The sequence below is a fragment of the Nocardia sp. NPDC003693 genome (assembly GCF_053981095.1).
The window spans coordinates 14993-37657 of sequence record NZ_JBSFNO010000045.1 but is presented as its reverse complement, the minus strand read 5'-3'; the positions used below and the strand labels follow the sequence as shown (position 1 = coordinate 37657).

The window sequence follows — 22665 nt, the reverse complement described above, 5'->3', positions numbered from 1 at the left end:
CGGCGCCGGGTCGTGCCTCGCCCGCGTTCGGCTGTCCGCCGCCTGAATCCGGCTGTCCAGCAGCCGAATCCGCGCCGCGGTCGGACCCCGGGTTGGTGGCCGACCCCGCGGAAGTGGAACCCGGACCGGTGCCGGAGCTGGAACCGGTGGCGGACGGCGAGTCCGCACCGGTGGCTGGACCGCCGCCCGACGCCGCGGATCGTCCCGCGGTGGAGGAGAGATCACTCGGCGAGCCGGTCGCCCCGGCGCGAATGTTCCCGGATTCCGGTGCGGCGGTACCCGGGTGGGCATCCGCGGCGCCGGAAGCGCCGGTGTTTTCGCCGTAGACCGCGGCCGCGGGACCCGCGGGTCGGCGGCCACGGCGGCGGCCACGACGGCTGCGGGTGCCGGACGCGCCGGTGCTCGCAGCGTCCGTGCCGCCCGGCTCGACCGGACCGGATCGGTCGGCGTCGGACCGAGTTGCCGCGGTGCGTGTTTCGGCGGGGACGTCGAGCGCCGCGGTGTGGACCGCGTCGGCTCCGGCGGCGGTCACCGGTCGGGGAGCCGGGGTCGTCGCCTCGGTTCCGGGTACCGCCGTGCCGGTCGCGGCTTCGGCCGATTGCGTACCGGGCACGGGCTGCGCGTTCTTGCGGCCCCGCCCGCGTCCGCGCCGGCGGCGGGGTTTGGCCGTGCTCGTCGCGGCGTCGGCGGCGTCCGGGCCGCCGCCCGCGTCGGAGCCGGACCGCTCCGGAGCCGAAACCGGCTCGCCGCCGGACGGATTCGGCGCGGTGGCGGCCTGTTGCGCCTCACCGCGACCCCGGCCGCGGCGTCGCCGCCGCCGGGAGCGGGAGCGGCCGGTCGAGCCGGGTTCCGCGGCGGGGGTGGGCATCTCGATGACGAGTTCCTCGGGCGGGAGGGTGGACTCCAGGCCGAGTTTGCCCAGGATCATGCGCACCACGCGGCCCGGGCTGCGACCGTCGGTGCGCACGCGCACCGAGGCCACCTCGCGGTACAGCGGGCGGCGGATCTTCATGAGCTCGCGGTACTTGGCCGCCGGGTCGTCGCCGTTGAGCAGCGGGCGGTTGGTGCTGGCCCCGGTACGCCGAAGTCCTTCGCCCACACTGATTTCCAGGTAGACGACGGTGCGTCCGCGCAACAGTTCGCGGGTGGCGGCCGAGAGCACCGAGCCGCCGCCGAGCGAGACGATGCCGTGCTCGGCCAGTACGGCCGCGCGCACCACCTCTTCCTCGATGCGGCGGAATTCGGGTTCGCCGTCCTGCGCGAAGATCTCCGGGATGGTGCGCCCGGTCTCCTCCTCGATCCCGGCGTCGGTGTCATAGAGGTCCACGCCGAGTTCGCGGGCGAGCTTACGGCCGATCGTCGACTTGCCCGCGCCGGGCGGACCGACCAGGACCACACTCGGTGGTCGTTGGTCGGCTGCCTCTGTCACTGTGGCGCGTTGCCCGAGGGCACGTGCGGGCGCGCGTTGATTCGCTTCACATAGCTGGTGATGTTGTCGACGGTCTCGGCCAGGGAGTCGCCACCGAACTTCTCCAGCACGGCCTGCGCGACCACGAGCGCGACCATGGCCTCGGCGACCACGCCGGCGGCGGGCACCGCGCACACGTCCGAGCGCTGGTGGATGGCGACGGCCTCGTCACCGGTGGACATGTCGACCGTGGCCAGCGCACGCGGCACGGTGGAGATGGGCTTCATGGCCGCGCGCACCCGCAGGGCCTCACCGTTGGTCATACCGCCCTCGAGACCGCCCGCGCGGTTGGTCGAGCGCAGCACCCCGTCGGGGCCGGGCTTCATCTCGTCGTGCGCCTGGCTGCCGCGCCGGCGCGCGGTCTCGAAACCGTCGCCGACCTCGACGCCCTTGATGGCCTGAATGCCCATGAGGGCGGCCGCGAGTCGCGAGTCCAGGCGCGCCTCACCGCTGGTGAACGAGCCCAGGCCGACGGGCAGGCCGTCGATGACGACCTCGACCACACCGCCGAGGGTGTCGCCGTCCTTCTTGGCGGCCTCGATCTCGGCGATCATGGCGGCTTCGGCGGCCTTGTCGAACGCGCGTACCGGGCTCTCGTCGATGGCGGCCAGATCCGCGGCCGAGGGCACGAAACCGGTGGTGTCGGCGGCCGCGCCGATCGAGATCACGTGCGAGATGACCTCGACCCCGAGCGCCTGGCGCAGGAAGTTCTTGGCGACGGTGCCCGCCGCGACGCGGGCGGCGGTCTCGCGGGCGCTCGCGCGCTCGAGGACGTTGCGGGCGTCGTCGAAGCCGTACTTGAGCATGCCCGAGTAATCGGCGTGCCCGGGGCGCGGACGGGTGAGCGGGGCGTTGCGCGCGAGTTCGGCGAGCTCGTCGGCGTCGACCGGGTCGGCGGACATGACCTGGGTCCACTTGGGCCACTCGGAGTTCGCGACCTCGACGGCGACCGGACCGCCCATGGTGCGACCGTGGCGCACGCCACCGACGAGGGTGACCGCGTCGGCCTCGAACTTCATCCGGGCGCCACGGCCGTAGCCGAGTCGGCGCCGCGCCAACTGTGCGGCAACATCGGCAGAGCTCACCTCGACTCCGGCCACCATCCCCTCGAGGATCGTGACAAGAGCAGGACCATGGGATTCCCCGGCAGTTATCCAGCGCAACACGGAATACATCTTTCCATGGGAATCCCGTTACCCGGACACGCAGGTCCGGCGCGAGCCCGCGGCCGGTGCCGGGCGGCGACCCGTTCACGCTGCGGCGAACAGCGCCAGCAAACTCGCCGCGCACATGGCGGGGCCGTGCGGGAGCGTACGGGCGGGCGGCGCGGATTCCGGAGAATCCCGTGGTCGCGCGGCCCGTGCGCGCAGTTGCGCGACACCGGCGACGGCGGTGAGCACGGGTGCCCCGAGCGCGGCCCAGACCCACACCCCGGCGCCGCCGAGCGCGGTCGCCGCTCCCAGACCAGCGGCGAGTTTCACATCTCCGGCCCCGAGCGCCCCGGGTGCGCAGAGATGAACCAGTAGATAGGGACACGCCAGCAGCAGTGCCCCGGCCGCCGCCGTGGCGCCCCGGCCCAGCAGCGCCCCGCAGCCGAGCACCGCGACGAACCCGGGCAGGGTGAGCGCGTTCGGCAGCCGGCGCTCGCGGACGTCGATCCAGCTCAGCAGCGCGCACCAGCCGGTGAGTATCAGCAGCAGCGGAATTCGCATGTGCCGAGCGTGCGCCGATCCCGGCCCGTTCGGTCGCCTGCTCCGCGAAATGTGGACAACCTCTTGGCATGTGAACACCGCAGGTTTCGCCTACACCCCGATTGACGTGTTGCATGTCCGGGATGCCGCGTGTCGGCGGTAACTTTGACGCATGTGTGCTGACCACGATCCGGCCGGTCGCCCCGACTACGCGGTGCGCCGGGCCAACCTGCGGAACCTGCTGGTCGAGAACCGCGTCGACGCGTTGCTGGTGACCGACCTGATCAACATCCGGTACCTCACCGGCTTCACGGGTTCCAACGCCGCCCTGCTGGTCTACGCCTGGGACAGCGGCGAGGATCGCACGGTGCTGTGCACCGACGGCCGGTACATCACCCAGGTCGGCGAGCAGGCCCCGGATCTGCGCGCGGAGATCAATCGCGCCAGTGCTCGCCGGGTCATCGAGATCGCGGGGGAGTGGCAGACCGGCAGGGTCGGGTTCGAGAGTCATATCGTCACCGTCGATCAGCATCGCGGCTTCGTGAATCAGGGCTGCGGCCTGGACCTGGTGCCGATCGCGGGGCTGATCGAACAGCTGCGCATGGTCAAGGACGCGGTCGAGGTGGAGTTGCTGCGGCGGGCCTGCGATGCCGCCGACGCGGCGCTGGCGGTGTTGCTCGAACGTGGCGGGATCCGCCCGGGCCGCACCGAACGCCAGGTCGCGCGGGAGCTGGAATGGCTCATGTTCGAGCACGGCGCGGACGCCATCTCCTTCGAGACCATCGTGGCGGCGGGCGCGAATTCGGCCGTGCCGCATCATCGTCCGACCGAGGCCGTGCTGGCCGCCGGCGACTTCGTCAAGCTCGACTTCGGCGCGACGGTCGCGGGCTACCACTCCGACATGACCCGCACGGTCGTGCTGGGACAGCCCTCGGAGTGGCAGCGCGAGATATACGACCTGGTGCACGCCGCGCAGCGGGCGGGTTGTGAGGCGCTGGCACCCGGCGCGTCGACCCGGGCGGTGGATCGGGCCGCGCGATCGGTGATCGAGGCGGCGGGCCACGGCGCGCTCTTCGTGCACGGCCTCGGACACGGGGTCGGACTGCAGATCCATGAAGCGCCCGGACTCGCCAAAACGGGCACGGGTACACTTCTCGATGGCGTGGCGGTGACCGTCGAGCCAGGTGTGTATTTCCCCGGCCGTGGCGGAGTCCGGATCGAGGATACGCTCGTGGTTCGCCAAGGGGGCCCGGAGCTGCTCACCCGCACCAGCAAAGACCTTACCGTCGTCGAATGACGTCGGTTTGCCAGCACGGCGAGCCGTGAATGGAAAACGAGAACAGGAGATCCGAGGACAGTGGCGGATACCAGCGACTTCAAGAACGGCCTCGTGCTGAAGATCGACAATCAGCTGCAGCAGATCGTCGAGTTCCAGCATGTGAAGCCCGGTAAGGGTCCCGCCTTCGTGCGCACCAAGCTGAAGAACGTCGTGTCCGGCAAGGTTGTCGACAAGACCTTCAACGCCGGCGTCAAGGTGGAGACCGCGACCGTCGATCGTCGCGACATGACCTTCCTGTACCACGACGGCTCGGACTACATCTTCATGGATGGCGACACCTTCGACCAGATTCATCTGGGCGAGCAGCTCCTGGGCAAGAGCGCGGGCTTCCTGCTGGAGAACATGGGCGTGCAGGTAGCGATGCACGAGGGCGAGGCGCTGTTCGTCGAGCTCCCGGTCTCCATCGAGGCCGTGGTCACCCACACCGAGCCGGGCCTGCAGGGCGACCGCTCGAGCGCGGGCACCAAGCCCGCGACCATCGAGACCGGCGCCGAGATCCAGGTCCCGCTGTTCATCAACGTGGGCGACAAGCTCAAGGTCGATACGCGCGACGCGTCCTACATCTCCCGCGTCAACTCCTGACGCGCGGAGAATGGTGACCGTGGCCAATCAGCCCCAGGACAAGAAGCCGGGCTTCAAGAAGCTCGGCGCACGGCACAAGGCCCGCCGCCGTGCCGTGGATCTGCTCTTCGAGGCCGAAGCTCGGGATATCGATCCCGCCGAGCTGCTCGCCGAACGCGTATCGCTCTCGGTGCGTGACGATTCGGTGGCCCCGGTGAATCCGTACACCCGCGTGCTGGTCGAAGGCGTCGCCGACGACCTGGACCGGGTGGACGGCACCATCGAGTCCTATCTGCAGGATTGGACGCTGCCCCGGCTCCCCGCCGTGGACCGCGCCATTCTGCGGGTGGCGGTGTGGGAGTTGTTCCACGCCAACGACGTCCCGCCCGTGGTGGCCGTGGACGAGGCGGTGGAGCTGGCCAAGGAGCTGTCCACCGACGATTCCCCCTCGTTCATCAACGGGGTGCTCGGCCAGGTGGTGACGGTGGCCCCGCAGGTGCGGGCCGCGGCCGCCGCCACGCGCGCGCCGCGCGCGGGCGACGAGCAGCAGTAGCGAAGGAGAAGCGCAGGGTGCGCAAGTATCTGGTTCTGGCCATGCGCACCCCGCGCTTCGATTCGGCTGTGGCGCAGCCACATCGCGAATGGCTCGACGCCGTTCGCTCCCGCGGCCAGTTGGTCGAGACGGGCAAGTTCACCGACGGTTCCGGTGGCGCGTACGTCATTCTCGCCGAATCTCTCGACGCCGCACGGGATCTGGTTCTCACCGATCCGATTCACACCACCGGCGCGTCCGAACTCACCGTCTACGAGTGGGAAATCACCGGCTGATCCTCAGTGGTGGTGCTGGTGTTCCTCGACCCAGCCGCCGGTGAGCATCTGGACCGCCGAACCGTCCAGGTCCGCGAGCTTCACACCGGTGAATCCCCGTGCCCAGGACGAGGTTTGCACCCGGAACGCGGGTTCCTCGGCGGTCAGCGTCGCGATGACGGTCGCCGCCGCCTCATCCGAGGTCTGGGCGTTGCGGAAGGCTCCGACCGTGCGTTCGACATAGTGCTGCAGCGCGGGCGCGTACGGCCCGGCGGCGGCGACCATGGCGGGGATGTCCAGCTGCTGTCCCGCGATGAATTCGCTTGCCACCGCGCCGGGTTCGACCACCGAGACCTTGACGCCCACGGTGGCCGCCACCGGGGCGAGCGATTCCATGAACCCCTCGACCGCGAACTTGGCCGCGCAGTACGCCTCGTTGAACGGCTGCCCGATCACGCCCCCGACGCTGGTCACGGTGATGATCCGGCCGCCGGACTCGCGCAGCAGCGGCATGGCGGCGCGGGTGACCTCGACGACGCCGAAGTAGTTGACCTCCATGGATTTACGGATGAAGTCCATGCTCATCTGCTCGACGGTGCCGACGAAGCCCGCCCCCGCGTTGTTGATCACCGCGTCCAGCCGCCCGTGCTCGGCGACGACCTTCTTCAGGCAGCTCGCGATCGAATCCGGTTCGGTCACATCCAGTTCCTCGACCTGTAACCGCTCGGCGACCCCGGCCCGCTCGGCCGCGTCCCGTAAGTCGCCGTCCCGCCCGGTGTCGCGCATGGTCGCCACCGTGTGCCATCCGGCGTCGGCGGCCGCGACCGCGGCGGCCAGCCCGATACCCGAGGAGGTGCCGGTAATGAGAACGATCTTCGAGCTGCCCATCGGGGCCTCGCTTCCGGACTCGTGATTCGACACTGCTGTCGCTGGTACGCACTCTATGCGCGGCGCCGAGGATATTCGGGCATTCCGTCCGGCCGGACCGATTCGCCGGTGACAACGGTGCGTCAGTTGCCCGGGCGCAGCACGATCGTGCCTTCGGCGGACCGGTCGGCGATGAGTTGATGGGCCGCGGCGGCCTGGTCCAGGGGGAGTACGCGATCCAGGAGCGGGGTGAGGGTGCCGGTGGCCGCGCGTTCGAGGGCTGCGGAGCGGGCGGCGTCCACGTTTGCCAGCCAGGCCGGGCCGGAGCAGCCGGTGAGGGTGAGGCCGCGCATGATCAGGTCCATGGCGGTTACCTGGGCGGGGGCGCCGCTGAGGAAGCCGTAGGAGAGCATGCGGCCGCGCAGGGGGGTCATGAGATCGAGTAGGGCGGTGGCGGATTCGCCGCCGATCGAGTCGAAGACGACGTCGAGGGTCGCGGCGCCGAGCAGGGCGCGCAGGTGCCCGGGCCAGTGCGGGTCGTTGTGGTCGATCACCTCGTCGGCGCCGTTGCGGCGGGCCAGGTCGGCCTTGGCGGGGCCGCCGGCGGTGGCGATGACGCGCGCCGCGCCGAATTCCTTGGCGAGCTGGGCGAGGTAGCCGCCGACGCCGGTCGCGGCGGCCTGGATCAGGACGGTTTCGGTGCCGGTCAGGCGGGCGGCGGCGAGCAGGGGCAGGGCCACCGAGCCGCTCATGGTGACCGCGGCGGCGTCGTCGAAGGAGAGGTTGTCCGGGATCGCCACCGCGGCCGCGGCGGGGACGCACACCTGTTCGGCGTAGGTGCCGAAGCTGTTGCTGCTCACCATGACCCGCTGCCCGAGCAGCGCCGGGTCGGCGCCCGCGCCCAGTTCGGTGACCACGCCCGCGGCCTGGGTGCCGAAGATCAGCGGCAGCGGCGTCGGCAGGGGGAACGCGCCCGAACGGAGCATGGTCTCGGGGAACAGGACGGGGATCGCTTCGGTGCGCACGGTGATGTCGCCCGGTCCGGGCGTGGGCGCGGGGACCTCCCGGGCCTCCAGCACCTCGGGTCCACCGGTCGCGGTCATGACGATTGCCTGCATGTGACATCCTTAACTGGACTGACGGTCAATATGTGTCAGCGACAATATGGACCGGCGGTCAAGTTGTCAACGGTTGTTCGTGCGCGGCTGAGCCGCCCGTGGGAACGCTCGCGGGTTGCCCGATGGCGGCCGGTTTCGGTGTGTCCCGGCATAATCCGGCTGACGGTTCCCCGCGCCCGCGGTGTGGCGGACCGCGTCCGACCGATCCGACAGAGGGGGAGAGATGTCCGCTGACCAGCCGAAAGAGCGCGCCGACGCCGCGCGCAACCGGCGCGCGATCCTCGACGCCACCCGCGCCCTGCTCGCCGAGCACGGCGGGGAGGCGCTCACCATGGACCGGGTCGCCGCGGCCGCCGGGGTCGGCAAGGGCACGATCTTCCACCGGTTCGGCAGTCGCGCCGGCCTGCTCTACGCCCTGGTGGCCGAGCCCGCCGAAACCCTCATGGCCGCGATCGCGTCCGGTCCGCCGCCGCTGGGCCCCGGCGCCCCCGCCCCCGATCGCCTGCTCGCCTTCTTCGACGCGATGACCCTCATGATGGCCGACAACGTCGAGCTGATGGCCGCCTACACCGGGTCCGCGATGCCGCCCCATCCTCGCACGGCCGAGTTCCATACGACCTGGGACAACCACATCACCGTGCTGCTGGGCGAGGCGCGTCCCGACCTCGACGCCCAGGCCGCCGGTCGCCTGCTGTTCAGCTCCGTCGGGTCGGAGGTGGCCCGGGCCATGGTCCGCGCCGACGAGGTCGACCGCCTGCGGACGGCGATCCGCCAACTGGTGGAATCGGTCCTGCGCCAACCACTCTGATCGCACCGTCGATTCGGCCGTTCGGCCGAGAATCCCCTGGCGAATTGGTGAAACCTGTTACAGTTTCGCTGCGAAGGGGGAGATGTCGATGTCTGTCGTACATGAATATTTCTGCAGAACAAAGGGTTTGGCGCGGGGGGTGCTGCTGCCGCTGGTAGCGCTGGCCCTGGGCGCGGGGGTGATGGCCGCTCCCGCACCCGCCCTCCCGAACACCACGGACCCGTTCTACACCCCGCCCGCGGAATACGAGGCGGCCCAGCCGGGCGAGATCCTGCGCAGCCGCCCCATCCAGGCGAGTTACTTCCAGGCCATACCGCTGCCGGTGCAGGCGTGGCAGCTGCTGTACCGCACCACCAAGGCGGACGGCAGTCCGTACGCCGCGGTGACGACGGTCCTGAAACGTACAGGCGCCGAACAGCCTTCGACCCTGCTGTCCTTCCAGAACATGATCGACGCCGTCGCGCCGCACTGCGCGCCGTCGCAGATTCTGCTCCAGGGGCAGGTGCCCTGGATCGATCCGTCGAGCCCGGGGCCGATCAAGCTCGGCACCATGGCCAACGACACCCCGCTGGTCGTCGCGGCGCTGGTGCGCGGCATGGCGGTGGCGGTGCCGGACTTCGGCGGGATCGACAACAACTTCATGACCCCGCGTGATCCCGGATTCGCTGTGCTGGACGGTATTCGGGCCGCCGAGGACTTCGAGCCCTTCGGGCTGCCCGGCCGTGACACGCGCGCGCTGCTGTGGGGCTACTCCGGCGGCGCGATCGCCAGTGCCTGGGCGGCACAGGAACATCCGACCTACGCGCCCGAACTCGACATCGCCGGGGCAGCGCTGGGCGGCCCGGTGGGCGATCCGCGCGCCACACTGGAGGCCATCAACGGCAAGGCCATGCTCGGCGGACTGGTGCCGGTGGTGTTCAGCGCCCTGGTGCACGAATCGCCGACCGCCGCGGCCGCCCTCGACAGATACCTCACGCCCGAGGGGCTCCAGCGGGTCGCGGACGCGGCGGGCAGTTGCACACCGCAGAACATGGCCGCCAACTATGGGTTCGACCTGAACCGTTTCCTGACCGTCCCGCTGACCGACCTGCTGAACGACCCGGTGATCAGCGCGGCCCTCGAGGCGATGAAGCTGGGCACGGTCGCACCCTCGATTCCGCAGTACGTCTACAACTCGGTCGAGGACGAGGGCGCCCTCATCGCGGGTGTCGACGACCTCGTCGAGCGCTACTGCGCGGCGGGCACGCCGGTGACCTACCGCCGCGAGACGATGCCGATGCCGGTCTCCGCCCACACCCTGGAGTGGTTCATCGGCGCCCCGGCGGCCCTGGCCTGGCTGGAGGCGCGGGCGGCCGATCCCGCCGACCCGACCGGCTGCGATGTCCGGACCGTGCCGACCACGATCACCGACCCCGAGGCCCTGAACAACCTGACCGCCGGAATCATGGCCGGGCCGCTACGGCTGCTGCTGGGATTCTGACGAACCGCCGCTCACTCCGCGTCGAAGGCCCACATCGCGGCCGGGCGGCCGGTCGCTTTCACGCGCACGCGTTCGCCCGTTCGGGCCAGGCCGGGGAGGGCGGCGAGGGTGCGGTTCAGGTTCCCGGGGTCGGGGCGTTCGCCGGCCAGGGCCGCGGTCAGTTCGACCGCGCGGGTGGCGGGGAACTGTTCGCCGATCAGGGGGCGTGTGAACGTCAGGTCCTTCCAGAGCATTTCGGCGAAGATGGTCCGGGCGGTGCCCAGGATGCGGTTGTGGTCGAAGGCCAGGGGCGGCACGTCGTCGAACGACGGCCAGGAGGCGGTGTCGCCGTCGTGCTCGCCGATGACCGCCCACATGGCGATGGACAGGGTCGGTCCGCGCGGATCGCGATTCGGTTCGTCGAAGGTCGCGACCTGGCCGACGGCCAGGATGGCGTCCGCGGGCACCCCGAGTTTGGTGTGCACCGCCCGGCGGGCGGCGGCGTCGAGCCGCTCCCCGCGATCGAGCAGCACGCCGGGCAGCGCCAGCTCACCGGCGAACGGCTCCCATGCCCGGGGCGCGACCCCGAGGGTCAGGGTGGGGTCGTCGGGCCCGTAGCGCAGGGCGATGACATCGATGGATACCGCGGACTGTTGCTCCACAAGTGGACAATCATGCCTCAGCGGGCACCCGTATCGTGCGATCGGTTCGTTTCGGGCCGTGCGCGGTGAGAACCACGGGCGCTCCGAGGGCGGTCTCGAGGTAGGCGGGCACATCGGCGGGCAGGTCCGCGAGAGCGGGCACGGCCGCGCCGAGCAGGCCGGTGAGCCGCTCCTGATAGCCGAGATCGCGCCACGGGCCGCAGTCGAGCCGATCGAGGAAGCCGGTGCGCGTGAGATAGCCGGTGGCGGTGCGGATCTCACCGACCACGTCGAGGTGATTGACAGCCAGGCCGTCGACGCCCCCGCACGCGTCCACCGCGTAGCGCAGCAGCAGCGGGTCGAGGTGCCCGACGCGAAACTCACCCTGGTATCGCCCGGTTCCGTTGTGTCGCTCCGGAATCGACAGCGAGGTGTCCTCGGTGGGGAAGGGGCCCGCGCCGTGCCGGGTGAGGTAGGCGCGGGTGACGCCCAGGACGTAGCCGGGCGCTCCGATACCGGCGAGCATGGCGCGGGCGTTGCGCGGTTCGACCGTCGACCAGGTGGTGTACGGATGCAGCCCCCGCCATTCGTCCAGCAGGACACCCTGCGCGCCTTCGAAGACCAGCCGCCCGTGCGCGGCGAATCCGGCCAGTTGGTCCCCGGGCAGAATGCGTACGGCCCGAGCGAATTCGGTGTAGACCTCGACCAGGTCGTCGACCGGAGCGTGGCGGTGCGAACCGGCATCGAGCAGCGGCCGATAGTGTTCCGCGAGCGCTGTCAGCTTGCGCCGCAACACCTCCGGCCGCAGGCAGTCGCCGACCCGGGGCGCGTCGGCGGTCAGCGCGTAGCTCGCGGTCTCCCCGACGCCGACGCCGCACGAACCGTGCCGCGCGTCGCCCCGCGCGTCCTCGCGGCACCGGTTGGCGGCCCCGTGAATAGGGGTGGTGAGCAGCGCGCGCTCGTCCACGTACAGCAGCGACAGCGGTTCGGGCACACCGAGTTCGGCCAGCGCCCGCGCCTCGGCCGCCAGTGCGATGGGCTCGACCAGCATGTGCCGGGACAGCAGGGTCGGCACCCCGGAGAAGGTGCCGGACCCGAACTGCTGGAAGGTGTGATGCCGCCCGTGCGCGATCACGTTGTGGGCGGCCTGCGCCCCGCCGTTGAAGCGCACCACGGCCGACACGTCCAGGCCCGCGGCGGGCGAGCACAGCCAGTCGACCGTCGCGCCCTTGCCCGCGTCGCCGAAGCCGAGATCGACGACGATCAGATGCCGGTCCCCGAACATGCCCGTCTCCCTCGCTGACCGGGAACTATTTCCCGAAATCGACATCGTCGTCCACGTCGGACTCGGCGGCGGGCAGCGCGCCGGTGCTGCGCGGGCGGTGGGCCGCGCCGACCGGGGCCAGGGCCTTGCCGACCGCGTCCGCCGCGGTCCCGGAGCCGATGTCGCGCAGATCGGCCAGTCCCGCACCGAGATCGACGCGATCCTCACCGATGCCGATGGTCAGCGCGATGAGTTCGCACACCGCCGCCGGATCGTCCAGCCGCAGGAAGCGCTCGCCGAGCAGTCCCTGCCAGTGTTCGCCGATCTCGGGATCGTTGTAGTAGCTGGACTGATTGGGCAGGATGTAGTGCACGTGCCAGCGGTCGGTGAGTTCGCGGTAGACGGACTCGACGGCGATGTCCTGGTTCACGCTGTCGCCGATGACGGTCCGAATGTGCTTGCCCGCCAGTCGCGGTTTGTTGAGCTCGTCGCCGACGATGAACAGGTAGCCCTTCTGCCCGCGCTTGTCCCAGGCGTCGGTGGCGGTGTGCCGGGCGATGAAATACGCGGCCAGCTCGTAGCTTTCGGACTTCTGCCCGCCGCCACCACCCTCGAGCAGGATCAGCCGCAGCTGCTCGTCCATCCGGTTGTCGGATTCGAACTGCCCGACCTGCAACGGAACCCGATCGGTATCGGCGTCGCCGATGGCCCCGAACAGGATCTGGGGATCATCGGCATATCCTTTGCGCTGCAACAGCCCGTGCAGCTTGCCGAGCTTCTCCTGCATGACGCGCGGCACCAGTCCCATGGAGCCGGTGACGTCGAACAGCACCGCGATGGGCAGCGAGTTCCCGTGATCGTCCGAGTCCCGGCACTCGCGCACGGTCACCCCGTGCGGATCCAGGTCCGGGTGCGCCTTCCATTTGTCCCACGGCACCGAGGCCATGTCGGCGGTGTAGCCGAAGTCGTCCAGGCCCCGCGCGGCGCGGAAGGTGCGGGCGGCGTCGTACGCGCTGTCGTCCCATTTGCCGTAACCCATGGTGATCACTGTCCTTTCGGTAGCTCGAAGGGCCGGAAGCGGCGCTGTCCGTACAGCCGGTCGAGCAGGTCGTCGAATTCGCCGAGCAGGTCGGCGGCGTCGGGGCGCAGTCGCGGATCGGACTGGCGGCACCCGGCGGCGAAGGTGCGCATCGGCGCGGGTGCGCGGTCACCGAGCATGGTGAGCATGAGCCCGTGCGCCAGGTACACGTCGGTGGCGGGGGAGACCGCGTCGCGGATCTCCGGTGGATAGTCGAGCGCGCCGAGGGTGGCGGCGGCCGGTGCGCCCGGCCGGGTCGCGAAGGACCAGCCGGCCAGCACCACGCCGTGCTGCCGGGGGTGGATGAGCACGTTGGCGGGGGTGAGCGCGGTGTGCACCCAGCCCGCGAGCGCCGCACCGGCGAGGCAGCGCAGCAGCCGCCGATGCATCCACGCGTAATCGCGGGGGTCCAAGCCGCCGGGGTAGGCGGCGCGGACCTGTTCGAGGGTCACGAAGCCGTCGATGTGCGCGGTGAGCACGTTGACGGCCCGGTGCTCACCGGTCGCGGCGTCGTGATGGTCGACGGTGTCGACCAGTTCGGGAAAGTACGGCCGCAGCCATTCGTGCCCCGCGGCGGTGGACGCTATGTCCCGCAGCGCGTTTCGCTCGCCCGCGAGCAGGCGGTTGGCGACCGCGCGGCGGGGGATCTTCACGACCCGGTCCGAACCGCAGTGATACACGTCGGCCACCGATCCGCGCGCGTACAGCTCGCCGACCGGATGCGTCGCGTATTTCCCGGTGAGTTCGATCGTCGCCGGACCGGTCGCCAGCCACTGCCGGTACAGCCGGGCCAGCCGGGCGAAAGCGGTGGCCGCGAGCTCGGCGTCGGCCCGGTCCACCCGGTCGGGATGTACGACCGCCGCCATGCGGTGGTAGCGGCGCTTGGCGGCCACACGCGCGGCGGAATCGGTTGCGGCACTGCCGAAGAGATCCTCGGGCCGTCGTGCCGCCCGGATCTCCTCCGCTGTGTCCCCAACCGTCGTCATGTGTTTTAGGCTAGATGACTAAAACATGGAGCGCTACTGATTCGGGGAATTAATTGTTCAGGAGACTAAAACGCTGGGCCGCCGCGCGGCTCGGACTCTCGCGCGGGAAGTGGTGCTCTCCCTGTGCAGAATCGGGCGCATCGGCCTGTCCTCGCATGAAACCTTCGCGCGGGCAGTCGGGTGAGCTTGCGCGAACCGACGATCGCGCCGCGTGCCCCCGGCAGGTTGGCCGGGCGGCCCGTGCCTGCAGTCGGGGGCTCCGCCATCCGGTCCCGTGGCCGTGCGACCGCGGGCCTACGGCGCGGTGCGGTTTCGCGGAGTCTCCACTGGAGCGGTCAGGGCTGATCGAACCCGTCCCGGGTCGAGTAGAGCCTGTGCAACCCTCGGCAAAGCCGGCCGAGCAGGTACTCCCGCGTCGTCGGCGCCCGCGCGACCCAGCCCGCCACCACCACGAGGCCGGTGGGCCGGTGCACCGCCAGATAGCCGAAGGGGCGATCGAAGACGGCGGTCGTCTTGCGGACCAGGTACGGGGGTCGTTGTGGCTCCGCGCATCCGGGCGCCACCCCGAACACGGTCACGGCCGCGGCCTGGAATCCGGTGGCGCTGAATCGCGCCCGGATGTCCTGGGCGGCCCTGGATACGCAGAGCGGCATGGGCGATATGCCGGGGAAATGCCCTCGGGTGCTGTCCAGCGCGGAGTCCAGGCCGAAGACCTCGGCATGCTTGAGCAGGTCGTGCGAGGAGTGCGTCTCGAACGGCGGCACCCAGACCTCGGACACGTCTTCCTCCGACCAATTCCGCACGCGGGATACGAAGAGTCCGGGACCGGGGTTGTCCTCGGGCAACTCGGTGTGCACGGCGACCGAACCGTCCAGCGCTGCGATTCCGGTAGCGAGGGTGTCGGCGGGCGAGCCCTCGCTCAGCAGCAGATGCACATCGAGGTCGGAGTTGCCCTCGACGACGACGCGCGTCACCGCGTCGAGCCCGGCCAGCACGCTGATGTATTCGGCTCCGGATGCCCTGCGCACCAGGGCGGGCCCTTCGTGCCCGCGCCACGGCCCGTCCGTGACGAGCATGCCCTCCTCGGAGAATCGTTGCCGCCATTCGGTTTCCGCGAGGAGCGCCGTGGCCAGCAGCATGAGGGTGCCGGGGGTGAGGTCGAGGGGGAACTTCTCGATCAGCCCGGCCGTGTGCCGCCGCGCCCACGCGTCCAGCGCCGCCTGATCGGTGATCAGGTCCGCCGTCCCGGCGGGCAGGGCGGCCAGCCAGTCCTCGTGTAGCGGCAGGTCGCGGTGGATCCACACGCCGAGCGCGGTCGTGACGGTCTTCGACTCGGCCAGCGTGCGCAGCAGGTCGAGGCCCGCCGCGTGCGCGTCCGTCGCGGGAATGCCGATGGCCCCGGCCAATTCGGATCGCGCCGGTTCCGCGGCGGTCGCGGCGAGAATGGCCAGCAGCGGCCAGACTCCGCAGCCGGCGACCGCGAAATCGTCTGTGCCCGCGGCCGCGCACCAGCGGGCGGTGAGGCGATTGGAACCCTGGACGTGGGCGGAAAGTCCGGTGAGCATCGCGCCAGCCTAGGGGGTATGCCGTTCCCCGGCACTGAGATATTGTGTGCGAAAATGTGTCATCGACTCGGCTGGGAGGCTGATTATGGTCGCCGGTGAAGTGGCGTCGAGGGGCGCCGCGCGGTTGCGGGAGTTGCGCGGTGGGTGCACGCCCGAGCAGGCGTGGCAGTTGTTCGACAGCCTGCCCGTGGCCCGGGTGGCGGAGGTGACCACCGGGCGCTGGCGCGGCGACGAACTCGACACCGGGCATCCGTGGGCGGGCGTGCTGGTCGAATCCGGCTGGTACGGAAAGCAGTTCGATGACGCCGACAGCGTGCAGCCGCTGCTGTTCGCGGGCCCTGACGGCAGGATCTTCCCGGTCGATCCGCGCAAGGCGCCGCTGTTCCTGGCCGGCAAGGTCCCGCTGGCCGCGCTGCGCCCCGTGCGCAAATCGCTGAACGTCCTGCGCCCGCTGCTGTCCACCCGGACCCCGCGCGCCCGCCTGCGCGATCTCGAGTTCCGCGGAAAGTCCGGCGCCGCAATGATCTACGACCACCTCCCGATCATCGACGTCTTCCGCAAGATCGACGCCGACACCCTGCTCGGCGTGATGGACATGCGCGGGATGCGCGACCCGTACTTCTTCGTGCTCTACCGCGACTGACGCGGTCGCCGAAAGCCTTACGCCCCGGGCGATTCCGCCCCGGGATGCCGCAGCGCGGTGACGATCGCCAGTGACGGCGCCCGTCCCGCCTCGGTATGGCTGAGCATCGCGTACTCGGCCATGCGCTCCTCGCCGGAACAGATCGCGTCGATGAGATGCCGGTGCTCATCGAACTGGCTGCCGTCGTCCGTGCGCTGGGCGGTGATGTAGAACAGCCACGTCATGCGCGCGAGAATGGTGCGCATCAGCCGGGTGAGCAGGGTGTTGCCCGCTAGTTCCACGATCGCCCGGTGCAGGTCGACATTGGTTTCCGCGACGCGCAGCCGGTCTCCGGCCGCGCCCGCCGACTCGGATTCGCGCAGCGCCGCCAGCAGCGGGGCCCGATCGTGGCCGTGCCGGATACGGGCGGCGGCGAGCCGGGCCGCCAGCGGTTCCAGGCCGATGCGGACGTCGAAGAGCTCCTCGACCCCGGTGCTGTCCCACGAGTGCACCACGGCGCTGCGCCGCGGCCGCGTGCCGACCATCCCGTCGAATTCCAGTAGCGCCAGCGCCTCACGCACCGGAAGCCGTGAGACACCGAGGGTTTCGGCCAGGCGCGCCTCGGGCAACTTCTGCCCCTCGCCGTACGCGCCGGTGATGATGCCGCGGCGCAGATCGTCGTAGATCCGCCGGGTCTGGGTGGTGTCGTCCGCGACCGGCGGTACAGGGTTCAGATCACGGGGCACCGGTTCAGCCTACCTTTCCAGGCATTCGGTATCCCGGAAGATATATTCTTCCGCGCCTTTCCGCGGTATTGACGGATGCCCATCGGCTCGCTAACGCGCGCACGTGGGCGCGATTTCTCTCCAAAGTCGTTTTGAGCACGGGTTTTCGAGTGTCCGAGGCCCTCGTGATCGTTCACCGTCCGGAAACACCCGGATCATGGCCCGGATACGGCTCGAACCAATTCTGTATACCGATTGGCAGATCTGAGGAGAGTCGAGCTTGGCCGTCTACCTAACGCGCCGCCTGGTTCAGGCGGTGATCACCATCTACGTCGTCGTCACCCTGGCCTTCGTGCTCGGGCGGCTCACCGGGAGTCCGGCCGCGTCGCTCCTGCCCGATACCGCGAGCCAGGCCGACATCGCCGCGCTGGACGCGAAACTCGGCTTCGACAAGCCGCCGCTGACCCAGTACCTGGACTACCTGGGCGCGGTCGTGACCGGCGGCTTCGGCGATTCCTACCGCCAGGAGGGCACCTCGTCGATGGACCTGGTGCTGCAGCGGTTGCCCGCCTCCCTGCAACTGGGTGTCGCGGGATTCGTGCTCGGCGTCGCCCTGGCCCTGTTCGCGGTGCTCGCGGTCCACCTGAGCGGGTACTGGTCCCTGCGCGGCGTGCTGCTCGGACTGGGCGCGGCCCGGCTCGCGGTGCCGGACTTCCTGTTCGGGCTGCTGCTGGTGCTGGTGTTCTCGGTGTCGCTGGGCTGGCTGCCGTCGCTTGCGGGCCCGAATCCGCTGTCGATCGTGATGCCGGCGGTGACCATCGCGACCGCGCAGTTCGTCGTGTACGCACGGCTGCTGGACAATTCGCTGACCACGGAGAGTTCGCAGGACTACGTGCGCACCGCGTTCGCGCGGGGTGAGCGCCGCTCGACGGTCCTGCTGCGCGAGATGCTGCCCAACGCGCTGCTGCCCGTGCTCACGGTGTCCGGCATCAACTTCGGCACGCTGCTCGGCGGTCTGGTGATCGTCGAAACCGTGTTCGCCTGGCCGGGTCTGGGGCAGTTGATGCTCGGTGCGGTCTTCAGTCGCGACTTCCCGGTGGTCCAGTCCGGACTGATCGTGATCGCGACGATCTTCGTCGTCGTCAACCTGTGCGTCGACCTGCTGTACGGCTTCGTCGATCCGAGAGCGAGAGTCCGATGACCGCTGAAACCTCGAACACCGGGCGCACCCGGCCGAAACGCGACATCGCCACGGGCATCGGCCTCGCGATGGTGCTGTCGGTCGTGCTGTTCGCGCTGCTGTACCCGCTGACCCCGGGCTACGACCCGTACGCACAACAGCTTTCGGACGCGTTCACCCGTCCGTTCACCGACTCGCGCTATCCGCTGGGAACCGATTCGCTCGGCCGGGACCTGGCCGCGCGGCTGGCGCTGGCGGGCCGCATCACCCTCGGGCTCGTGCTGGCCATCGTCCTGGTCAACGCCGCGATCGGCGTGCTCATCGGCACGCTGTCCGGGTACTTCCGCGGCCCGCTGGACAACCTGCTCATGGGATTGGCCGACGTGCAGCTCGCGGTGCCGATCAGCCTGATCATCATGGCGCTCTCGGCCGTGCGCGGCCCCAGCGTCACGCTGATGGCCACGATCCTGGCGGTGACCTTCTGGGTGGGCTACGCCCGGGTGAGCCGGTCGGTGGCGCTGAGCCTGTCGGCCCGCGACTTCGTCATCGCGCCGCGACTGCTCGGGGCGCGACCGGCGTGGGTGCTGCGCAAGCACATCCTGCCGCACGCGCTGGTCCCGGCGGGCATTCTGGCCACGGCCGACCTGGGCAACGTCATGATCATGATCTCGTCCTTCGACTATCTCGGGCTCGGCGTGCAACCACCCACTCCCAGTTGGGGATTGATGATCACCGACGGACAGAAGTACGTGCGCCAGGCGCCGTACCTGACGATCGTCCCCGCGGTGGCGCTGCTGCTGGTCATCGCCGGAACACTGCTGATCAGCCGCCGATTCACCGCCGAACGGCAGGGGCTGCGCCGGCACACGCGCGCACCCCGTGAGCGGCGGTCGGCCCGGCGGATGCGGTCGGTGGCGGCATGAGCACCTCGACGACCCCCGGGGCGCCGGCCCGGCTGCTCGAGATCACCGATCTCACCGTGGGCTACCGCACCCCCGACGGACACCCGGTGGCGCTGGTCGATTCGGTCAGTCTGCACGTGGACGAGGGCGAAGTCCTGTGCCTGGTGGGCGAATCCGGCTCGGGCAAATCCCTCACCATGCTCGCGGTGCTCGGATTGCTCGCGCCGCCGCTGACGGTGCTGTCCGGCAGCGTGCGCTATCGCGGGCGCGAGCTGGTCGGCGCCGACGACGAGACGCTGCGCCGCCTGCGCGGACCGGAACTGGCGATGGTCTTCCAGGACCCCATGACCTCGCTCAACCCGGTTCGCCGGGTCGGCGTGCAGATCGAGCGGGCGCTCGCGGTCCATCAGCGGCTCGACCTGCGCACGCGCCGGGACAAGGTGGTGGAATTGCTTGCCGCGGTGGGTATTCCGCAGCCGGAGGAGCGGTCCCGGTCGTATCCGCACGAATGGTCCGGCGGCATGCGCCAGCGCGCCGTGATCGCCATGGCCATGGCCAACGACCCCGCGCTGCTGATCGCCGACGAACCGACCACCGCGCTCGACGTCACCATCCAGGCCCAGCTGATGGAGGTGCTCGCCGACGCCCGCGAACGCAGCGGCGCGGCCCTGGTCCTGATCACCCACGACCTGGGTCTGGTTGCCCAGCAGGCGGATCGGGTCGCGATCATGTACGCCGGGCGGGTCGTGGAGACCGGCACGATGTGGCAGATCTTCGACGACGCCGCACACCCCTACACACGCGGGCTCCAGCGCAGTTTGCTCGGCCGGGACCCGGCGGGCGCCAAGGCGCGAGCCTACGCGATCCCCGGATCCCCGCCGCCGGCCGCGGACCGGCCGGCCGGCTGCGGGTTCGCGCCCCGCTGCGACTTCGCGGGCAAGGGACACGCCTGCGAATCGACTCCGCCCCCGCTGATTCCGTTCGGGTCCGGCCGGGCGCTGGCCTGCCCGCCCGCCCTCGCGGCCCGGTCGACCGGACAGGACATCCCGGCATGAAACCCACCACCGTGTACGACGAGGTCATCCAGGTGCGGAACCTGACGGTGACCTTCACCAGCCGCCGCGGCCTGCGCGCCCGCCGCACCCTGCGCGCACTCGACGACATCAGCTTCGAGGTGCGGCGCGGCGAAACCTTCGGTCTCGTCGGCGAATCCGGCGGCGGCAAATCCACGCTGGTGCGCACGCTCTTCGGCATCAACACCCCCGATGCCGGTCGAATCCGCGTTCTGGGCCACGACCCCCGGGAGGTCCGGGGGCGAGAACGCCGTGCCCTGCGCAACCGCGTGCAACTGGTGTTCCAGGACCCGTACTCCGCGCTCGATCCGCGCATGACCGCGCACGACATCGTCGCCGAACCCCTGCGCATCGCCGGTCGGCACACCCCGGCCCGGGTCGCGGAACTGCTCGACCAGGTCGGTCTCACCACCGACGCGCTGTCGCGAAAACCGGCCGAATTCTCCGGCGGGCAACGCCAGCGGCTCGGGATCGCCCGCGCGCTCGCGCTCGAACCGGAAATACTGGTACTGGACGAGCCCGTCTCCGCGCTCGACGCCTCGGTCCAGGCGCAGGTCATCAATCTGCTGCGGGACCTGCAGGATCGGCTCGGACTGTCGTATCTGTTCATCGCGCACGACCTGTCGGTCGTGCGGCACCTGGCCGACCGGGTCGCGGTCATGCACCTGGGCAAGCTCGTGGAGATCGGCGCGACCGAGGACATCTTCACCGCGCCCCGGCACCCGTACACGCGGGCGCTCATCGACTCGGTCCCCGTGCCGGATCCGCACGCCCGCCGCGCGCGGACCGCCGCCCTCGTCCGCGGCGAAATGCCCGACGCGGCGAATCCGCCGAGCGGCTGCACGTTCCGGACCCGCTGCCCCCGCGCCCAGCCCGCCTGCGCGCGGAATACGCCCGCGCTCACCCCGATCGGGGCCGCCGAGCACACGGCGGCCTGTCTCTTCCCCCTCTGACCCCGGCAACTACATCCGAAGGAACACCGTGAGATTCACCAGATTCACCGCCCTCGCCGGCGTCGGCGCGCTCACCGCGGCGGCGCTCGCCGTCAGCGGCTGCTCACCGGCCGGAATCGACAGCGGCCCGGCCAACGCCATCGTCGTCGGCGCGGTCGCCGAGCCCGAGAAGGTGCCCGACCCGATCGTCGACGGCTCGCTCGCCGGATACAACTACTACTTCGCCACCTTCGACCAGCTCGCCCGCTTCGACGAGCAGGGCGTGATCACCCCGCTGCTGGCCACGCGCTGGGAGGCCAACGCCGACTTCACGCGGTGGACCTTCACCATTCGCGAGGACGCGACGTTCCAGAACGGCGAACCGGTCAAGGCCTCCGATGTCGCCTTCACCTACAACACGATCAAGGCGACGCCGACCGGCGATCCGGCCTCGTACATGGAGATGTTCGACAACGCCGTCACCGGGCCGGGCAACACGGTGATCTTCACCCTGAACGCGGCCTATTCCGCGTGGCCCACCATCGTCACGGGCGTGTCCATCGTGCCCGAAAGCGTTTACACCGCACTGGGTTCCGCGGGCTTCGCCGCGGCGCCGGTCGGCTCCGGACCGTTCGTCTTCGACCACTACACGCGCGGGGTCGAATACGTGGTCACCCGCAATCCGAACTACTGGGGCACCCCGGCGACCGTGGACAAGGTGACCTTCAAGACCGTGGCCGACGCCGACGCCCGGCTCAACGGCGTCCAGTCGGGCAGCCTGGACGTCGCGCTCATCGCGCCGAACCAGGTGGCGGCGGTCTCGGACGCGTCGAATGTGTCTGTGCAGTCGGGTGTGTCGAACGGCGTCACCTTCCTGGGTATGAACTCGAGCGGTGGGCCGCTGGCGAACCAGAAGGTGCGCGCGGCCATCGCGCTGGCGATCGACCGGGAGGGCATCGTGAAGAACGTGCTCGCGGGCAAGGCCAAGGTCGACAATCAGCTCGTCGCCGAGAACGTCGGCGGCTACAACCCCGAGTACCCGGCGGCCGTGTACGACCCAGCGGCGGCCGCGCGCCTGGTCGCCGAATCCGGGTACAAGGGCGAGCCGATCCCGTTCCAGTACGCGAACAACGGGCGCATCCCGCTCAGTTCCGAGATCGCACAGGCGATTCAGGGCGACCTGGCCAAGGCCGGGCTCAACGTCACCCTGCACGGCACCGACCAGGGCAGCTTCTCCCAGATCATCTACGGCACCAAATCCGCGACCGGGCTGTACCTGAACACCTACGCGCCCTCCACCATGGACGGCGACGCGCCCGTGTCCTCCATGTTCGGCGGCCAGCAGAACGACTACGCCATGCTGCCCGCCACCAAGGCCCTGGTCGCCAAGACCCGCACCGTGGGCGGGCAGGCCCGAATCGACGCCTACAGCGAGCTTTTCGCGCTGAACGACGCGCAGGCGCTGCTGATCGGCCTGTACACCCCGGACACCAGCTACGCGGTGGATCCCGCGCTGAGCTGGACCCCGCGGGCCGACGGCATGATCACCGTGAACACGGCGACCTTCGGAAAGGACTGA

At 70.3% G+C, this 22665-nt stretch carries 22 protein-coding genes and 1 pseudogene; 12 read left to right on the top strand and 11 right to left on the bottom strand.

What is annotated here, in order from left to right; all coding sequences use genetic code 11:
* Positions 1–910: 910 nt before the first annotated feature.
* The 3 genes and pseudogenes from ACWDOP_RS33405 to ACWDOP_RS33395 all read right to left on the bottom strand — a co-directional run.
* Positions 911–1429 (bottom strand): annotated as a pseudogene (locus ACWDOP_RS33405) (shikimate kinase); the annotation flags it as partial.
* Positions 1426–2634 carry a chorismate synthase gene (aroC, locus tag ACWDOP_RS33400; protein ID WP_456348263.1) on the bottom strand — a complete coding sequence of 403 codons (1209 nt, stop codon included), beginning with the start codon at positions 2632–2634 and terminating at the stop codon, positions 1426–1428. The pseudogene ACWDOP_RS33405 and the gene aroC, both read right to left, overlap by 4 nt.
* Positions 2635–2718: 84 nt before the next feature.
* Positions 2719–3180, bottom strand: coding sequence for an A24 family peptidase (locus ACWDOP_RS33395; RefSeq protein ID WP_456348246.1), 462 nt, complete (start codon positions 3178–3180; stop codon positions 2719–2721).
* Positions 3181–3331: 151 nt separating this feature from the next.
* Between ACWDOP_RS33395 and ACWDOP_RS33390 the strand changes: the two genes are divergently transcribed.
* From ACWDOP_RS33390 to ACWDOP_RS33375, 4 genes are read left to right on the top strand one after another with little or no spacing between them, the layout of a single operon-like run.
* Positions 3332–4456 (top strand): M24 family metallopeptidase, encoded by a 1125-nt coding sequence (locus ACWDOP_RS33390; RefSeq protein ID WP_456348245.1) that lies wholly within the window; start codon positions 3332–3334, stop codon positions 4454–4456.
* Between the two features lie 60 nt (positions 4457–4516).
* Positions 4517–5080, top strand: coding sequence for an elongation factor P (gene efp / locus ACWDOP_RS33385; protein WP_456348244.1), 564 nt, complete (start codon positions 4517–4519; stop codon positions 5078–5080).
* A 19-nt stretch (positions 5081–5099) separates the two neighbouring features.
* On the top strand, positions 5100–5612 hold the full coding sequence (gene nusB / locus ACWDOP_RS33380; RefSeq protein ID WP_354991738.1) for a transcription antitermination factor NusB: 513 nt from the start codon (positions 5100–5102) through the stop codon (positions 5610–5612).
* Positions 5613–5629: 17 nt separating this feature from the next.
* Entirely contained in the window at positions 5630–5887 is a 258-nt protein-coding gene (locus tag ACWDOP_RS33375) for a YciI family protein (RefSeq protein WP_454202922.1), read from the top strand.
* Positions 5888–5890: 3 nt separating this feature from the next.
* Here ACWDOP_RS33375 and ACWDOP_RS33370 read toward each other — a convergent pair whose 3' ends face one another.
* Both ACWDOP_RS33370 and ACWDOP_RS33365 read right to left on the bottom strand, forming a co-directional pair.
* Entirely contained in the window at positions 5891–6754 is an 864-nt protein-coding gene (locus tag ACWDOP_RS33370; protein ID WP_456348243.1) for an SDR family oxidoreductase, read from the bottom strand.
* A gap of 122 nt (positions 6755–6876) precedes the next feature.
* Complete coding sequence (locus ACWDOP_RS33365) at positions 6877–7851, bottom strand: quinone oxidoreductase family protein (protein WP_456348242.1); 975 nt, start codon at positions 7849–7851, stop codon at positions 6877–6879.
* 223 nt (positions 7852–8074) lie between these two features.
* Between ACWDOP_RS33365 and ACWDOP_RS33360 the strand changes: the two genes are divergently transcribed.
* Together ACWDOP_RS33360 and ACWDOP_RS33355 are read left to right on the top strand one after the other, a co-directional pair.
* Positions 8075–8659 (top strand): TetR/AcrR family transcriptional regulator, encoded by a 585-nt coding sequence (locus ACWDOP_RS33360; RefSeq protein ID WP_456348241.1) that lies wholly within the window; start codon positions 8075–8077, stop codon positions 8657–8659.
* 127 nt (positions 8660–8786) lie between these two features.
* Positions 8787–10139 carry a lipase family protein gene (locus ACWDOP_RS33355; protein ID WP_456348240.1) on the top strand — a complete coding sequence of 451 codons (1353 nt, stop codon included), beginning with the start codon at positions 8787–8789 and terminating at the stop codon, positions 10137–10139.
* An 11-nt stretch (positions 10140–10150) separates the two neighbouring features.
* Here the strand turns inward: ACWDOP_RS33355 and ACWDOP_RS33350 are convergent, their stop codons facing one another.
* The 5 genes from ACWDOP_RS33350 to ACWDOP_RS33330 all read right to left on the bottom strand — a co-directional run bounded on the left by ACWDOP_RS33350 (position 10151) and on the right by ACWDOP_RS33330 (position 15652).
* A complete protein-coding gene (locus ACWDOP_RS33350) occupies positions 10151–10780 on the bottom strand; it encodes an NUDIX domain-containing protein (RefSeq protein WP_456348239.1) in 630 nt (209 codons plus the stop codon).
* Positions 10781–10790: 10 nt separating this feature from the next.
* Positions 10791–12044 carry an adenylosuccinate synthetase gene (locus ACWDOP_RS33345; protein ID WP_456348238.1) on the bottom strand — a complete coding sequence of 418 codons (1254 nt, stop codon included), beginning with the start codon at positions 12042–12044 and terminating at the stop codon, positions 10791–10793.
* Between the two features lie 25 nt (positions 12045–12069).
* Positions 12070–13062: a hypothetical protein gene (locus ACWDOP_RS33340; protein ID WP_454203138.1), complete on the bottom strand. Its 993-nt coding sequence runs from the start codon at positions 13060–13062 to the stop codon at positions 12070–12072.
* A gap of 5 nt (positions 13063–13067) precedes the next feature.
* Complete coding sequence (locus ACWDOP_RS33335; protein ID WP_456348237.1) at positions 13068–14087, bottom strand: hypothetical protein; 1020 nt, start codon at positions 14085–14087, stop codon at positions 13068–13070.
* A gap of 335 nt (positions 14088–14422) precedes the next feature.
* Positions 14423–15652 carry a serpin family protein gene (locus ACWDOP_RS33330; protein WP_456348236.1) on the bottom strand — a complete coding sequence of 410 codons (1230 nt, stop codon included), beginning with the start codon at positions 15650–15652 and terminating at the stop codon, positions 14423–14425.
* A gap of 85 nt (positions 15653–15737) precedes the next feature.
* Between ACWDOP_RS33330 and ACWDOP_RS33325 the strand changes: the two genes are divergently transcribed.
* Positions 15738–16295 carry a DUF4334 domain-containing protein gene (locus ACWDOP_RS33325; RefSeq protein ID WP_454202932.1) on the top strand — a complete coding sequence of 186 codons (558 nt, stop codon included), beginning with the start codon at positions 15738–15740 and terminating at the stop codon, positions 16293–16295.
* 17 nt (positions 16296–16312) lie between these two features.
* On the opposite strand, the gene ACWDOP_RS33320 is transcribed toward ACWDOP_RS33325, so the two are convergent.
* Complete coding sequence (locus ACWDOP_RS33320) at positions 16313–17020, bottom strand: GntR family transcriptional regulator (RefSeq protein WP_456348235.1); 708 nt, start codon at positions 17018–17020, stop codon at positions 16313–16315.
* 259 nt (positions 17021–17279) lie between these two features.
* Between ACWDOP_RS33320 and ACWDOP_RS33315 the strand changes: the two genes are divergently transcribed.
* Genes ACWDOP_RS33315 through ACWDOP_RS33295 form a run of 5 tightly spaced genes read left to right on the top strand, consistent with a single transcriptional unit; the run spans position 17280 to position 22665 of the window.
* Positions 17280–18200 (top strand): ABC transporter permease, encoded by a 921-nt coding sequence (locus ACWDOP_RS33315; RefSeq protein WP_454202934.1) that lies wholly within the window; start codon positions 17280–17282, stop codon positions 18198–18200.
* Positions 18197–19102, top strand: a complete 906-nt coding sequence (locus tag ACWDOP_RS33310) for an ABC transporter permease (protein ID WP_456348234.1) — start codon at positions 18197–18199, stop codon at positions 19100–19102. Before ACWDOP_RS33315 ends, ACWDOP_RS33310 begins: the two co-directional genes overlap by 4 nt.
* Positions 19099–20136, top strand: a complete 1038-nt coding sequence (locus tag ACWDOP_RS33305) for an ABC transporter ATP-binding protein (RefSeq protein WP_456348233.1) — start codon at positions 19099–19101, stop codon at positions 20134–20136. The genes ACWDOP_RS33310 and ACWDOP_RS33305 overlap by 4 nt, the downstream gene beginning before the upstream one ends.
* Positions 20133–21107: an ABC transporter ATP-binding protein gene (locus ACWDOP_RS33300; protein ID WP_456348232.1), complete on the top strand. Its 975-nt coding sequence runs from the start codon at positions 20133–20135 to the stop codon at positions 21105–21107. Before ACWDOP_RS33305 ends, ACWDOP_RS33300 begins: the two co-directional genes overlap by 4 nt.
* Positions 21108–21135: 28 nt before the next feature.
* On the top strand, positions 21136–22665 hold the full coding sequence (locus tag ACWDOP_RS33295; RefSeq protein WP_456348231.1) for an ABC transporter substrate-binding protein: 1530 nt from the start codon (positions 21136–21138) through the stop codon (positions 22663–22665).

Excerpts from the sequence above, each read along its gene's own strand:
- ACWDOP_RS33325 (WP_454202932.1), top strand. The coding sequence starts at position 15,738 with ATGGTCGCCGGTGAAGTGGCGTCGAGGGGCGCCGCGCGGTTGCGGGAG.
- ACWDOP_RS33300 (WP_456348232.1), top strand. The coding sequence starts at position 20,133 with ATGAAACCCACCACCGTGTACGACGAGGTCATCCAGGTGCGGAACCTG.
- ACWDOP_RS33345 (WP_456348238.1), bottom strand. The coding sequence starts at position 12,044 with ATGTTCGGGGACCGGCATCTGATCGTCGTCGATCTCGGCTTCGGCGAC.
- ACWDOP_RS33330 (WP_456348236.1), bottom strand. The coding sequence starts at position 15,652 with ATGCTCACCGGACTTTCCGCCCACGTCCAGGGTTCCAATCGCCTCACC.
- ACWDOP_RS33390 (WP_456348245.1), top strand. The coding sequence starts at position 3,332 with ATGTGTGCTGACCACGATCCGGCCGGTCGCCCCGACTACGCGGTGCGC.
- ACWDOP_RS33365 (WP_456348242.1), bottom strand. The coding sequence starts at position 7,851 with ATGCAGGCAATCGTCATGACCGCGACCGGTGGACCCGAGGTGCTGGAG.
- ACWDOP_RS33310 (WP_456348234.1), top strand. The coding sequence starts at position 18,197 with ATGACCGCTGAAACCTCGAACACCGGGCGCACCCGGCCGAAACGCGAC.
- ACWDOP_RS33395 (WP_456348246.1), bottom strand. The coding sequence starts at position 3,180 with ATGCGAATTCCGCTGCTGCTGATACTCACCGGCTGGTGCGCGCTGCTG.
- ACWDOP_RS33340 (WP_454203138.1), bottom strand. The coding sequence starts at position 13,062 with ATGGGTTACGGCAAATGGGACGACAGCGCGTACGACGCCGCCCGCACC.
- ACWDOP_RS33335 (WP_456348237.1), bottom strand. The coding sequence starts at position 14,087 with ATGACGACGGTTGGGGACACAGCGGAGGAGATCCGGGCGGCACGACGG.
- ACWDOP_RS33360 (WP_456348241.1), top strand. The coding sequence starts at position 8,075 with ATGTCCGCTGACCAGCCGAAAGAGCGCGCCGACGCCGCGCGCAACCGG.
- ACWDOP_RS33305 (WP_456348233.1), top strand. The coding sequence starts at position 19,099 with ATGAGCACCTCGACGACCCCCGGGGCGCCGGCCCGGCTGCTCGAGATC.
- ACWDOP_RS33370 (WP_456348243.1), bottom strand. The coding sequence starts at position 6,754 with ATGGGCAGCTCGAAGATCGTTCTCATTACCGGCACCTCCTCGGGTATC.